This is a genomic window from Burkholderia sp. WP9 (genome assembly GCF_900104795.1).
GTDB lineage: Bacteria > Pseudomonadota > Gammaproteobacteria > Burkholderiales > Burkholderiaceae > Paraburkholderia.
The window spans coordinates 1346413-1360248 of record NZ_FNTG01000002.1 but is presented as its reverse complement, the minus strand read 5'-3'; the positions used below and the strand labels follow the sequence as shown (position 1 = coordinate 1360248).

The window sequence follows — 13836 nt, the reverse complement described above, 5'->3', positions numbered from 1 at the left end:
GACTTTATATCGGCCTCTATAATCATGATCAGTATCCCAAAAAGAGCCGAGGCCATTCAATGCCCCATATGTCCCGGCGACAATTTCTGAAGGTCTCCGCCACCACGCTAGCCGGATCGAGTCTCGCCCTCATGGGCTTCTCACCGACGCCCGCGTTAGCGGAAGTCCGTCAGTACAAGTTGTCGCGCACAACCGAAACCCGCAATACCTGCCCGTACTGTTCGGTAGGCTGCGGCATCCTGATGTATGGACTGGGCGACAACGCCAAGAACGCGAAGTCCAGCATCATTCACATCGAAGGCGATCCCGACCACCCGGTCAATCGCGGCACGCTATGCCCGAAGGGCGCGAGCCTGATCGACTTCATTCATAGCCCGAGCCGTCTGAAGTATCCGGAGTACCGCGCGGCCGGCTCGAATGAATGGAAGCGCATTTCGTGGGAAGACGCGCTCGACCGCATTGCGAAATTGATGAAGGAGGATCGCGATGCCAACTTCGTCGAGACAACCGCAGACGGCAAGAAGGTCAACCGCTGGCTGACCACCGGCATGCTCGCGGCATCTGCCGGTAGCAATGAAGTCGGTTATTTGACGCACAAGACTGTCCGCAGTCTTGGCATGCTCGCATTCGATAATCAAGCACGTGTCTGACACGGCCCGACGGTGGCAGGTCTTGCCCCGACGTTTGGCCGTGGAGCGATGACGAACCATTGGGTCGACATCAAGAACGCGGATGTGATTCTCGTGATGGGCGGCAATGCGGCCGAGGCACACCCATGCGGTTTCAAGTGGGTCACCGAAGCCAAGGCGCACCGCAAGGCAAGATTGGTCGTGGTCGATCCGCGCTTTACGCGCACGGCATCGGTTGCGGACTATTACGCACAGATTCGGACCGGCTCGGACATCGTGTTCCTGGGCGGGGTGATCAACTATTTGCTCACCAACGATAAGATCCAGCACGAGTATGTAAAGAACTACACGGACATGCCGTTCATCGTTCGTGAGGACTTTTCGTTTACCGACGGCCTGTATTCCGGCTACGACGCCGAGAAGCGCAAGTACGACAAGAGTTCGTGGGATTACGAACGCGGCGACGACGGCTTTGCCAAAGTCGATCCGACGTTGCAGCACCCGCGCTGTGTCTATCAACTGATGAAGCAGCACTACTCGCGCTATACGCCCGAGCAGGTCGAGAAAATTTGCGGCACGCCGAAGGAAAAATTCCTCAAGGTGTGCGAGATGCTGGCATCGACGGCAGTGCCGGGACGCGCCGGTACGATCCTGTACGCGCTCGGCTGGACGCATCACTCGATCGGCGCGCAGATCATCCGCACCGGCGCGATGGTGCAATTGCTGCTGGGCAATATCGGCATTGCGGGCGGCGGCATGAATGCGCTGCGCGGTCACTCGAACATTCAGGGTTTGACCGACCTCGGCCTGATGTCGAACCTCTTGCCGGGTTACATGACGCTGCCGCTGGAAGCCGAGCAGGACTTCGACGCCTTCATCACGAAGCGCGCGAGCCAGCCGTTGCGGCCGAATCAGTTGAGCTACTGGCGCAACTATCGCGCATTCCATGTCAGTTTCATGAAGTCGTGGTGGGGCGACAACGCGACCGCGGAGAACAACTTCGGGTTCGACTATCTGCCGAAGCTCGATAAGTCATACGACATGCTGCAGGTCTTCGAGCTGATGAATCAAGGCAAGATGACCGGCTACATCGCGCAGGGCTTCAACCCGCTCGCCGCCGCGCCGAACAAGGCGAAGATCGGCGCGGGTCTGGCCAAGCTGAAGTGGCTCGTCATCATGGATCCGCTCGCCACTGAAACGTCCGAGTTCTGGAAGAATTTCGGCGAGTTCAATGACGTCGATCCGTCGAAGATTCAAACGGAGGTGTTCCGTTTGCCGACCACCTGTTTCGCGGAAGAACGCGGTTCGCTGGTCAGTTCCAGCCGCGTGCTGCAGTGGCATTGGCAGGGCGCGGACGGCCCCGGCGAATCGAAGAGCGACCTGGAGATCATGTCGGGGTTGTGGCTGCGCATTCGCGAGGCTTATAAGAAGAACGGCGGGAAGTATCCCGATCCGATTCTCAACATGAGCTGGCCGTATGCCAACCCGGAAAGCCCGACGCCGGAAGAAATCGCGATGGAGTTCAACGGCAAGGCGCTCGCCGACGTCACCGACGCGACCGACAAAACCAAGGTGCTCGCGAAGAAGGGCGAACAACTGGCGAGTTTCGCGCAGTTGCGCGACGACGGCAGCACCGCGAGCGGTTGCTGGATCTTCTGCGGCTCGTGGACCCAGGCGGGCAACCAGATGGGCCGGCGCGACAACTCCGATCCGACCGGCATCGGCAACACGCTCAACTGGGCATGGGCCTGGCCTGCGAACCGGCGGATTCTGTACAACCGCGCGTCCTGCGACGTCAGCGGCAAGCCGTTCGATCCGAAGCGCAAGCTGATCGCGTGGAACGGCAAGACGTGGTCGGGAGCGGATATTCCCGACTTCAAGGTGGACGAACCGCCCGAAAACGGCATGAATCCGTTCATCATGAACCCGGAGGGCGTGGCGCGCTTCTTCTCGCGTGACGGTCTGGTGGAAGGGCCATTCCCCGAGCACTACGAACCGTTCGAGACGCCGCTCGGCTACAACCCGCTGCATCCGGACAACAAGCTGGTGGTCAGCAGTCCGGCGGCACGCGTGTTCCCCGACGACAAGGCAGCGTTCGGCACGCACGAGAATTTCCCGCATACCGCGACCACGTATCGTCTGACCGAACATTTCCACTACTGGACCAAGCACGCGCGCCTGAACGCGATCGTGCAGCCGCAACAGTTCGTGGAGATCGGCGAGGATCTGGCGAAGGAGGTGGGCGTGGTGGCCGGGGATCGCGTGAAGGTGTCGTCCAATCGCGGGCACATCATTGCCGTGGCGCTCGTTACCAAGCGGATCAAGCCGCTAATGATCGAAGGAAAGAAAGTCCAGACCGTTGGCCTGCCGTTGCATTGGGGCTTCAAGGGACTCACGAAGCCGGGCTATCTCGTCAATACGCTGACGCCCTCCGTGGGCGATGGGAATTCGCAAACACCGGAATTCAAGTCGTTCCTCGTCAAGGTCGAAAAGGCATAAGGAAAAGAGATGGCACTGCAATCACTGGACATCAAACGCCTCTCGGCCACGACCTTGCCTGAACCGCAAGTGCGTGAGCCGGTCACGGGCACGGTCGCCAAGCTCATCGACGTGTCGAAGTGCATTGGCTGCAAGGCGTGTCAGACCGCCTGCATGGAGTGGAACGATCTGCGCGACGAAGTCGGTACGACGACCGGCATCTACGACAACCCGCGCGATCTGAGCGAGCATTCGTGGACCGTCATGCGGTTCTCGGAATACGAGAACACCGAAGGCGATCTCGAGTGGCTGATCCGCAAGGACGGCTGCATGCACTGCGAGGATCCGGGCTGTCTGAAGGCCTGCCCGTCGCCGGGCGCGATCGTGCAGTACACGAACGGCATCGTGGATTTCCACGAGGAAAACTGCATTGGCTGCGGCTATTGCGTAACCGGTTGCCCGTTCAACGTGCCGCGCATTTCGAAAAAGGACAACCGCGCGTACAAGTGCACGCTGTGCTCGGACCGCGTGGCGGTCGGCCAGGAGCCGGCTTGCGTGAAGACGTGCCCGACCGGCGCGATCATGTTCGGCACCAAGGAGGACATGAAGCAGCAGGCCGCCGACCGGGTGGAAGATCTGAAGGAACGCGGGTTCCAGAATGCCGGTTTGTACGATCCTGCCGGGGTGGGCGGCACGCACGTCATGTACGTGCTGCATCACGCCGACAAAGCGAACCTGTATCACGGTTTGCCGCAGAATCCGAAGATCAGCGCGATGGTCGGGCTGTGGAAAGGACTGGCCAAGCCGCTGGCGCTCGCGGGTATCGCGTTCGCGGCGGTGGCCGGGTTCTTCCACTACACGCGTGTGGGTCCGAACGAGGTGAGCGAGGCGGAAGAAGCCGAAGCCCAGCACGAAGCCGACGAAGCACGCCGTTCGCGGGAGGCATCCAATGAAGCACCCTGAGCATACCGAGTTGAAGGACGTGAGGGGCAACAGCCTGATCGTGCGCTACACGCCCAATGAGCGTACGAATCACTGGATCACCGCCATCACGTTCGTGCTGCTGGCGCTCTCCGGCCTCGCCATGTTTCATCCGGCCATGTCGTGGCTCTACGCGATCTTCGGCGGCGGGCAATGGACGCGGATTCTGCATCCGTTCGTGGGCTGCGTGATGTTTCTCTCGTTCCTGATTCTTGCGTTGCGCTTCTGGCACCACAACTATCTGGACAAGGCCGACATTCAGTGGATGAGGCAGATCGACGACGTGCTCAACAATCGCGAGGAAAAGCTCCCCGCGATCGGCAAGTACAACGCCGGTCAAAAGCTGCTATTTTTCACGATGGTGATCTGCCTGCTGCTGTTGCTGGCGAGCGGCATCGTGATCTGGCGGCGCTACTTCTCGTTCTATTTTCCGATCGAGATTATCCGGCTCGCGGCTGTGGTGCATGCCGCGGCGGCGTTCGTGCTGATCGTCGGCATCGTCGTGCATATTTATGCAGCGTTGTGGATCAAGGGATCGATCGGCGCCATGACGCGCGGCACCGTGACCTACGGGTGGGCGAGAAAGCATCATCCGAACTGGTTCAAGGAAATCATCGGTAAATAGCGGGCCACGCCCAGGCAACCCAGGCAGCGCGATGCAAAGCGTGCTGCACCCGAGCCGCCGCCCTTGTTCGATGAAGGGCGGCGGCTTTTCAGTTTTCAGAGGTCGATACTGTGGTTCAACGTATTCTCGAAGCCGGCGATATCGAGTCGCTCGACCATTCGGCGATTCCGCGCATCCGCACACCGGAGCGGCTCGCGGTGTTTTCGGCGCGCGCTGCGCGCCTGCGCCAGCTCGCGGCGCTTCACAATCCGATCGCCGGTTATTTGCGCCTGATGGCGGTGCTCGCCGACGCGCAGCAAGCCGTGATGGCGAACTTCAAGGCACAGCCGCCGAGCCCCGAATTGATCGCGAGCGCGCAGCAACACTCCATGCCGCTGATTCCGGCGCTTTCCGGCGTGCGTGATCCGGCATGGCGCGACGTGCTGCGCCAACTGCTCGACAAGGTGGCGGTAGCGGGGCCGCTCACGCCGCCGCTCGAAGCGCTGATCGCCCGCCTGCGCACGCTTGACACCGCCGCGCTCGAATTCCAGGCCGACGCGATCTTCGCGCAGCGCTTCGAAGAGGTCGATCCGGCGAGCGCGCCGTTCATCGTCGCCGCGTTGCAAGTCGTGTGGACCGACCTTGCCGCCGATATCGACAAGCGCGAGGTGCCATACATCGAAACCCTCGGTTTGTGCCCCGTGTGCGGATCGCATCCGGTGGCCAGCATCGTGCGCGTGGGCGGAGCGTATGATAACTACCGCTACCTGCAATGCGGGCTGTGCTCGACTGAATGGCACATGGTTCGCGCGAAGTGCTCGAACTGCGACTCGACCAAGGGCATTGCCTATCACACGGTCGGCTCGCCCGATGCCGACGAAGCCACGCGCGAAACCGAATCGAAGAATGCCGCGCTGAAGGCCGAATCGTGCGACGAATGCCATACTTACCGCAAGATCGGCATTCAGTCGAAGGACTACGATTTCGAACCGTTCGCGGACGATCTCGCCAGTCTCACGCTGGATCTGCTGATGGGCGCGGAAGGTTACCGGCGGGCGTCGCCGCATCCGTGGCTGTGGCCCGAACAGGCCGACAGTGCGGCGGAGTCTTCTGGCGAGTCCGACTAGCAGCAACTGGACACGACTAGACTAGAAAAGGGATTGCCTCGTGAGCGATGTAAGCGGCTCTGAATTGCGGGCGCTGATGGCGCGCGTGCCGTCGGTGGAAAAGGTGATGGCGTCGGCCGAGTTCGCGGCGCTGATCGGCGAGTACGGCCGCACGCAGGTGTTGGGCGCGGTGCGTGAGGCGCTCGACAACTGGCGCGCGAGCGCGCAGTCGGGCGCTGCATCCGTGAGCGCGCTCGACACCGCGCAACTGAAGGGCGCGGTCGAAGCCGCGCTGCGCCAACGCAACCAGTCGCGCTTGCGTAGCGTTTTCAATCTGACCGGCACCGTGCTGCATACCAACCTCGGCCGTGCATTGCTGCCGGACGAGGCCGTGCAGGCCGTCGTGAAGGCACTGACGCAACCCGCCAACCTCGAATTCGACCTCGACACCGGCAAGCGTGGCGATCGCGACGATCTGATCGACGAACTCATCTGCGAATTGACGGGAGCCGAAGCGGCTACCGTGGTCAACAACAATGCGGCTGCGGTGCTGCTCACGCTTTCCGCGCTGGCGTCGAAGAAAGAAGTCATCGTGTCGCGTGGCGAGCTGGTGGAAATCGGCGGCGCGTTTCGCATTCCGGACATCATGAGCCGCGCGGGCGCGAGGCTTCGCGAAGTCGGCACCACGAACCGCACGCATCTGAAGGACTATGACGAAGCCATCGGCCCGCAAACCGCGCTGCTGATGAAAGTCCACGCGAGCAACTACGCGATCAACGGCTTCACCAAAGAAGTCGGTCTGGATGAAATCGCGCCACTCGCCCATGCACGCGGTCTTGCGGTTGCCGTGGACCTCGGCAGCGGCACGCTCGTCGATCTGGGCCAATGGGGTTTGCCGCGCGAAACGACCGTGCGTGAAACCATCAAAGCCGGCGCCGACCTCGTCACCTTCAGTGGCGACAAGTTGCTGGGTGGACCGCAAGCCGGGTTGATCGTCGGGCGGCGCGATCTGATCGCGAAGATCAAGAAGCATCCGCTCAAACGCGCGTTGCGTGTCGGCAAACTGACGCTCGCCGCGCTGGAGCCTGTGCTGCAGCTTTATCGCACGCCGGAGAAGCTCACGCAGCGGCTCACCACGCTGCGCTTGCTCACCCGTCCCGCCGACGAGATCCGGCTCGCTGCGCAGCGCGTACAGCCCGCCTTGCAGCAGGCGCTCGGCGAACGCTATGCGGTGGCGGCAGAGCCCATGTTCAGTCAGATCGGCAGTGGCGCTTTGCCTGTCGATGTGCTGCCGAGCTTCGGGCTCGTCGTCAGAATGGCGGACGGCAAGCGAGGTGGCCGTCAATTGCTCGCGCTCGAAAAGCTGCTGCGCGAGATGGCGCGGCCTGTCATCGGCCGTATCGCCGACGACGCGCTGCGTCTCGATCTACGCTGTCTCGAAGCCGCCGATGAAGCGCAACTGATCGAGCAACTGAAAGGCGCGCACGCATGATCGTCGGTACGGCGGGACATATCGACCACGGTAAAACGAGCCTGGTGAAAGCGCTGTCGGGCGTCGATACGGATCGTCTCAAGGAAGAAAAAGCGCGCGGTATTTCGATCGAATTGGGTTATGCGTACGTGCCGCTCGACAACGGCGACGTGCTCGGCCTGATCGATGTGCCCGGCCACGAAAAGCTCGTGCATACCATGACCGCTGGTGCGAGCGGTATCGATTTCGCGCTGCTCGTGATTGCCGCCGACGACGGCGTGATGCCGCAAACCCGCGAGCATCTGGCCATTATCGAGTTGCTCGGCATTCAGCGCGGCGCCGTCGCGCTGACCAAAGTGGACCGGGTCGACGCGCAGCGTTTGCGGGAAGTGCACGACGAAGTGAGCGCGTTTCTGAGCGGCAGTGTGCTCGAGGACGCGCCCGTGTTCGACACCTGCGCGACGCATTCCGATGATCCCGGGGTGGCTGCGCTGAAGGCGCATTTGTTCGCGGCGGCCACGGCATGGCGCATGAAGCGCGATGACGGGTTGTTCCGTCTCGCGGTCGATCGTGTCTTCACACTCGCGGGCCAAGGCACGATCGTGACCGGCACGGTGGTATCGGGGAGCGTGGCGGTCGGCGATACGATGCTGCTCGCGCCGAAGAATCAACCGGTGCGCGTGCGCAGCATTCACGCGCAGAATCGTGCGGCGCAGAAGGGGCGAGCCGGCGAGCGCTGCGCGTTGAACCTCGCGGGCATCGAGAAGAGTGCGATTGATCGTGGTGACTGGATCGTCGACCCGCGCCTCTCGCAGGCGTCGGAGCGGGTCGACGTCATGCTGACGCTGCTCGCCGATGCATCGGTCACGCTGGAGCATTGGGCGCCGCTGCATGTGCATCTGGGCACGCAGCATCAGGTTGCGCATGTTGCGTTGCTCGATGGGGAGACACTCGGCGCCGGTCAGCGTGCCCGCGTTCAACTGGTGTTCGAGCGTCCGGTCTGTGCGCTGCCCGGCGATCGCTTCGTAGTGCGCAACGCGCAGGCCGATCGCACGATTGGCGGCGGCCATGTGCTCGATCCGTTCGCGCCGTCGCGCAAGCGTCGTTCAGTTGAACGGCTCGCGTGGCTCGACGCGCTTCAGATCATGCTCGATACCGGCAAGCTGGACGCCATCTTCGCAAGAGCGCCGCATGGTTTGTCGCGCTCGCTGCTGGAACGCTTGACGGGTATGCCGGCTGCTGCGCTTTCGTTGCCGCCCGATACGCACGTGGTCGATATGCCTGGCGAGGACGCATTGCTGGTCGCTGATACGCCTTGGCAAACGCTCAACACACGATTGACGACCACGCTCGCCGAGTACCATGAACGCTCGCCGGACGAATTGGGCCCGGATGTCTCGCGCTTGCGGCGGATCGCGGCGCCGTTGGTGGACGATGCGTTGTGGCGCGCGCTCGTCGACGATGCCGCCATGCGTGGTGAGATTGTCAAACGCGGGCCCTGGCTGCATTTGCCAGGCCACACAGTGACGCTCGACGACGCCGATCGCGCGCTCGCGGCGGCGCTGCTGCCCGCGGTGAAAGCGGGACGGTTCGATCCGCCGTGGGTGCGTGATCTGGCGAATGCGAACGGTGTAGGTGAAGAGCGCGTGCGTCAATTGATGCGCAAGCTCGCGCGACAAGGCGAGCTGTTTCAGGTCGTGCGTGATCTGTTTTATCACCAGGAGGTGATAAGGGAACTGGCTTCGATTGCGGCCACCGAGGCGCAAAAGAATGCCGGTACGGTTGCAGCCGCACCGTTTCGCGATGTGACGGGACTGGGGCGCAAACGGGCTATTCAGCTTTTGGAATTCTTTGATCGGGTTGGGTATACTCGCTTCCACCGTGGGCTGCATCTGATGCGCGCGGATAGTCGCTGGCTCGATCTGCTTTGATCGGCTTTCGTCGATTTTGATCGGCGACGTGTAGTTCAATCACCGTAGGAAGGCATTCGTATCCGGTGGTGCGGCTGGGCTTCAAACCCAGTTGAGGGCGTCAGACGCTCTCAGGTCGGTTCGACTCCGGCTGCCTTCCGCCCGGCAAGGTTTCCCGGGCAATCCAATATCTTCCGCAGACATCCTCCAAGGGCGCTATCAAGTTGGCGGGGTGTTCGCATAACATGACGGGATGACGAAAACGAAATCGCTTTACCACGGCCACCGGTTCCCGGCGTCGGTCATCAGCCATGCGGTGCGTTGGTACTTTCGGTTCCAGCTCAGCCTGCGCGACATCGAGGAGTTACTGTTCGAGCGCGGCGTAACGGTCGGCTACGAGACGATTCGCCGCTGGTGCGACAAGTTCGGCACAGGCTTTGCCCATCGGGCGACAGCGGCGCGTCGCAAGCCGGGTAGTACGTGGCATCTCGACGAGATGTTCATCTCCCTGCGTGGCGAACCGTACCTGCTGTGGCGTGCAGTCGACGAGCACGGCGTCGAACCCGACATCTTGCTGCAATAGCGACGCGACAAGACCGCCGCCAAACGTTTCTTCAAGCGTGTGCTGCGCTCCAACCCGGTGCCACGCAAGATCGTCACCGATCAGCTGCGCAGCTATCCGGCCGCGAAAGCCGATATCCCGGAGCTGGCCAACGTGAAGCACGTCTTCGTCAAGGCTGCGGCCCGTGTCAACAACCGTGCTGAGAACAGCCACCAACCCACGCGGGAGCGCGAGCGGCGCATGCGCGGCTTTCGCGATCCGAAGCGCACGCAGGTCTTCCTGTCGAGCTTCGGTCCGATCCGACAGCACTTCGCACTGAAACGACATCTGTTGCGCGCTGCTCTCTATCGCAAACACCTCGCGGCGCGGTTCGCCTCATGGCGCGAATTTACCAATGTCACCCAAACTCCGTTGAATGCTTTCTGAGCAACAGTGCATTATGCATTTTCGTCGACGAAGTCCCGCAAGTTGACAGTGCCCTACGTCCGGATATCCGCGACCTCGTGTGCGTGATTGCGGTTCATTGCTCGGGCGTGCAGCCCCAACTAAATTGGATGCGTGGCTTCCTGGTGCGATTTAACCGGTGATAATTCCGTTTCCGACGCCCGTCATCCAATGGTCGCGCAACAGATCTTGCAGTAGGGGTACGGTCTGATTAAGTAACGGCCCTCGCGGACGCTGCGCGGACGTTGCGATCCATAGCGTGGTTTCTAAAGTGGGTTGCCGGATGGGTCGCACGTGAAAATCGTTCTCGTGTCCGCTTGAGCGCACCGCTTTCAACGACAGTATTGCGTGCACCCCCTCATCGCGTACGAGCGTCAGAATTGCCGGAATGCTTTCGATTTCGAGCGCGATGCGTGGCTTCAGCGACGCCTGAGCCATCGTCGCTTCTAGCAGCATACGAATGGAATGAGGCCGGCTCGGCATAACGAGATTTCGCTCAGCGACTTCTGCCAGACTGATTTCATCATCGACCGACGCGCCGCTTGAAGAAGGAGCGGTTCCGCGGCTAGACACAAGATAAAGCTGCTCGTTGAGCACCGGAGCCAACTCCACGCCCGAAGAAGTGGGGACGGTGTAGACGACGGCGCAATCGGCGCGACCGATTGTCAGCCACTCCAGTACGTAAGTGGACAGCCCCTCAAGCACGCAAAGTGTCGCTTTGGGGAAGCGCACGCGGAAGGCTCTGACTAGCGGAGCCGTAAGCGTGAGGCTCACGCTCGGCGGTAGCGCCACCACGAGCCTTCCCGTCGAGGCGCCTCGGCCTTCCTCCATGTCGAGCGTGGCGCGTTCGATCTGTGCCAGAACACTACGGCCATGCTCAAGAAAACGCTTGCCAGCCTCGGTCAATGTCACGCCCCGACCGTTGCGCTCCAGAAGTGCCTGACGGAACTCCACCTCCAATGCGCGCACCTGGCGGCTGAGCACAGGTTGGGCGACCGAAAGGAAGTTGGAAGCCCGAGTAAAGCTTCCGAGCTCTGCGACATGGACGAAGGATTCAAGTTGTCGAAGCTCCATGACAAATCTCCTGAATTGCATTTTGTGCATATCTAATATACTGGATATGTCATTGCAGAATGGCAGATAATGCAAAATAATGCAAGCAAGCCAACGGTGCCAGGTCGATAGAGTCCATGCAACACGCCATATCCTGTCTGTTCATGCGCGGCGGCACTTCACGCGGTCCATTCTTTAATGCGGCCGATCTTCCGACCGATGTGGTCACGCGTGACCGCATATTGCTCGATGTGATGGGATCGCCTGACCAACGTCAGATCGACGGGCCAGGCGCAGCGAACCCGCTTACCAGTAAGGTTGGAATCGTGAGTCACAGCAGCAGGCCAGGCATAGATCTGCAGGTTCTGTTCGCGCAACTGCAGCCGGATGCAGACACGGTCGACGCGACGCCTGATTGCGGAAACATGCTTGCAACTGTCGTTCCGTTCGCACTGGAAACCGGTATGGCGATGCACTGCGTTATCCCGCGGGTGTGTCATGAAGCGACTGGTGTAGTGGCCTCGGTTACCGTCGCCGCTGCATGCGTGCTCGAAGACAGTGTTGCGCAGGGACTGGCATCAGGTCCACCGGGTGCCATCAAGCGGATCTCGCTCGAACGTCCGTCGGGCGAATCTAGCGTCGAGCTTGAGACCGATCTGGGCAATCCCTAGACAGTCAAGCGTGCGGCGTTATTTCGAACTGCGCGTCTGATTACGCGCTGCGAGGTCATGGTGAGTGAGTCGGTCTTTATGGAAGGAGATGCAGCATGATCATTGATTGCCACGGCCATTACACGACAGCGCCGAGAGCGCTTGAAGATTGGCGTAACCGGCAGATTGCCGCTTTGAACGACCCGGCCCAGCAACCGAGAGTCGCTGATTTGAACATCAGCGACGACGAGCTTCGCGAATCCATCGTCGGCAATCAGTTGAAGAAGATGCAGGAGCGTGGCAGCGACCTGACAATCTTCTCTCCGCGCGCCAGTTTTATGGCGCATCACATCGGTAGCTTCGAGACCAGTTCGACCTGGGCCGCGATCTGCAATGAGCTCTGCTATCGCGTGGCACAACTGTTTCCCGACAACTTTATCGGTGCCGCAATGCTGCCTCAGTCTCCGGGTATCGACCCGAAGAGCTGCATTCCGGAGTTGGAGAGGTGCGTGAAAGAGTACGGCTTCGTTGGCATTAACCTGAACCCGGACCCTTCGGGTGGTCATTGGACTTCGCCACCTCTGTCGGACCGCCACTGGTATCCCATCTACGAGAAGATGGTTGAGTACGGGATCCCGGCGATGGTCCACGTTTCGACCAGTTGCAACGCCTGTTTCCACACAACGGGCGCACATTATCTGAACGCCGATACCACAGCGTTCATGCAATGCCTGACCTCGGACCTGTTCAAGGATTTTCCCGATCTGAAGTTCGTTATCCCACACGGCGGTGGGGCTGTGCCGTATCACTGGGGCCGCTTCCGTGGCCTCGCGCAGGAACTGAAGAAGCCGATGCTTAAGGAGCATCTGCTTAACAACATCTTCTTCGATACGTGCGTATATCACCAGCCTGGCATCGATCTGCTGACCAAGGTGATACCGGTCGACAACATCCTGTTTGCCAGCGAGATGATCGGTGCCGTACGAGGCATCGATCCCGAGTCCGACTTTTACTATGACGACACCAGGCGCTATATCGAGGCCTCGGTCAATTTGTCGCCCGAAGACAGACGCAAGGTCTACGAAGGTAATGCGCGGCGAGTTTACCCGCGTCTCGACGCGACACTGAAACGGAAGGGACTATGAGCACCATGACCGATACCAACCTTGTATGCCAGCTTGGCGTTGTCAGACGCAACATTGTTCGCGCTGACGAGGCTGTCGTGAACAAGCTTTCAGGCTTCGGCGTGGCAACCATTCACGAAGCGATGGGACGCATGGGTTTGATGAAGACCTACATGCGTCCGGTTTATGCCGGTGCATACGCCTGCGGCACCGCTGTGACTGTGCTTCTTCATCCGGGCGACAACTGGATGATGCATGTCGTAGCCGAGCAGATCCGGCCGGGTGACATTGTCGTCGCTGCGGTAACGGCCGACACCACAGACGGTTTCTTTGGCGACTTGCTAGCCACCAGCTTCCGCGCGCGCGGCGCGGTGGGCCTCGTGATCGAAGGCGGATGCCGCGATGTCAAAGACCTCACCGCCATGAAGTTTCCTGTGTTCTCGAAAGCGGTCAGCGCAAAGGGTACGGTCAAGGCGACTATCGGCTCGGTGAACGTCCCTGTTGTGTGTGCTGGCGCTCTGGTTAATCCGGGCGATGTGGTGATTGCCGACGACGACGGTATTGTTGTCGTCCCGATGGAACTCGCACAGAAGGTTGCCGACGCGGCCGCGACGCGCGAGGCCAGTGAAGCGGATAAACGTCAGAAGCTGGCCGCCGGGGTGCTCGGGCTTGATATGTACTCAATGCGTGAGCCGCTGGAACGAGCGGGTCTCAGGTACATCGACTGACGTCGATTGGGCGCTAACCATGCGCAGCATTTTTTTGCATGGGTCGATGGCGGTCCACCAGCGCTAAGGATCATGCAGAAGTGAATCTGAAAAATA

Annotated in this window: 10 protein-coding genes, 1 tRNA gene and 1 pseudogene; 11 read left to right on the top strand and 1 reads right to left on the bottom strand. The window is 60.7% G+C overall.

Annotated features, from left to right (window positions below):
* The first annotated feature begins 59 nt into the window (after positions 1 to 59).
* From fdnG to BLW71_RS27340, 8 genes and pseudogenes are all read left to right on the top strand, one after another.
* Complete coding sequence (gene fdnG / locus BLW71_RS27375; protein WP_091804204.1) at positions 60 to 3128, top strand: formate dehydrogenase-N subunit alpha; 3069 nt, start codon at positions 60 to 62, stop codon at positions 3126 to 3128.
* Between the two features lie 9 nt (positions 3129 to 3137).
* On the top strand, positions 3138 to 4070 hold the full coding sequence (gene fdxH / locus BLW71_RS27370) for a formate dehydrogenase subunit beta (RefSeq protein WP_007176169.1): 933 nt from the start codon (positions 3138 to 3140) through the stop codon (positions 4068 to 4070).
* Positions 4057 to 4713, top strand: coding sequence for a formate dehydrogenase subunit gamma (locus BLW71_RS27365; protein WP_091804199.1), 657 nt, complete (start codon positions 4057 to 4059; stop codon positions 4711 to 4713). The genes fdxH and BLW71_RS27365 overlap by 14 nt, the downstream gene beginning before the upstream one ends.
* A gap of 110 nt (positions 4714 to 4823) precedes the next feature.
* Complete coding sequence (gene fdhE / locus BLW71_RS27360) at positions 4824 to 5819, top strand: formate dehydrogenase accessory protein FdhE (RefSeq protein WP_091804196.1); 996 nt, start codon at positions 4824 to 4826, stop codon at positions 5817 to 5819.
* Positions 5820 to 5859: 40 nt separating this feature from the next.
* Entirely contained in the window at positions 5860 to 7290 is a 1431-nt protein-coding gene (gene selA, locus BLW71_RS27355) for an L-seryl-tRNA(Sec) selenium transferase (RefSeq protein ID WP_091804193.1), read from the top strand.
* Positions 7287 to 9200: a selenocysteine-specific translation elongation factor gene (gene selB / locus BLW71_RS27350; protein ID WP_091804190.1), complete on the top strand. Its 1914-nt coding sequence runs from the start codon at positions 7287 to 7289 to the stop codon at positions 9198 to 9200. Before selA ends, selB begins: the two co-directional genes overlap by 4 nt.
* 47 nt (positions 9201 to 9247) lie before the next feature.
* A tRNA-Sec gene (locus tag BLW71_RS41780) sits at positions 9248 to 9340 on the top strand.
* A gap of 92 nt (positions 9341 to 9432) precedes the next feature.
* Positions 9433 to 10167: pseudogene (locus BLW71_RS27340) on the top strand (IS6 family transposase).
* Between the two features lie 150 nt (positions 10168 to 10317).
* Here BLW71_RS27340 and BLW71_RS27335 read toward each other — a convergent pair.
* Positions 10318 to 11259: a LysR family transcriptional regulator gene (locus BLW71_RS27335; RefSeq protein ID WP_091804187.1), complete on the bottom strand. Its 942-nt coding sequence runs from the start codon at positions 11257 to 11259 to the stop codon at positions 10318 to 10320.
* Between the two features lie 116 nt (positions 11260 to 11375).
* Here BLW71_RS27335 and BLW71_RS27330 point away from each other — a divergent pair, with 116 nt between their 5' ends.
* The 3 genes from BLW71_RS27330 to ligK all read left to right on the top strand — a co-directional run bounded on the left by BLW71_RS27330 (position 11376) and on the right by ligK (position 13740).
* Complete coding sequence (locus BLW71_RS27330; RefSeq protein WP_091804184.1) at positions 11376 to 11909, top strand: PrpF domain-containing protein; 534 nt, start codon at positions 11376 to 11378, stop codon at positions 11907 to 11909.
* A 95-nt stretch (positions 11910 to 12004) separates the two neighbouring features.
* Positions 12005 to 13033 carry an amidohydrolase family protein gene (locus tag BLW71_RS27325; RefSeq protein ID WP_091804181.1) on the top strand — a complete coding sequence of 343 codons (1029 nt, stop codon included), beginning with the start codon at positions 12005 to 12007 and terminating at the stop codon, positions 13031 to 13033.
* Positions 13030 to 13740: a 4-carboxy-4-hydroxy-2-oxoadipate aldolase/oxaloacetate decarboxylase gene (gene ligK / locus BLW71_RS27320; RefSeq protein ID WP_502686836.1), complete on the top strand. Its 711-nt coding sequence runs from the start codon at positions 13030 to 13032 to the stop codon at positions 13738 to 13740. The genes BLW71_RS27325 and ligK overlap by 4 nt, the downstream gene beginning before the upstream one ends.
* Positions 13741 to 13836 lie beyond the last annotated feature (96 nt).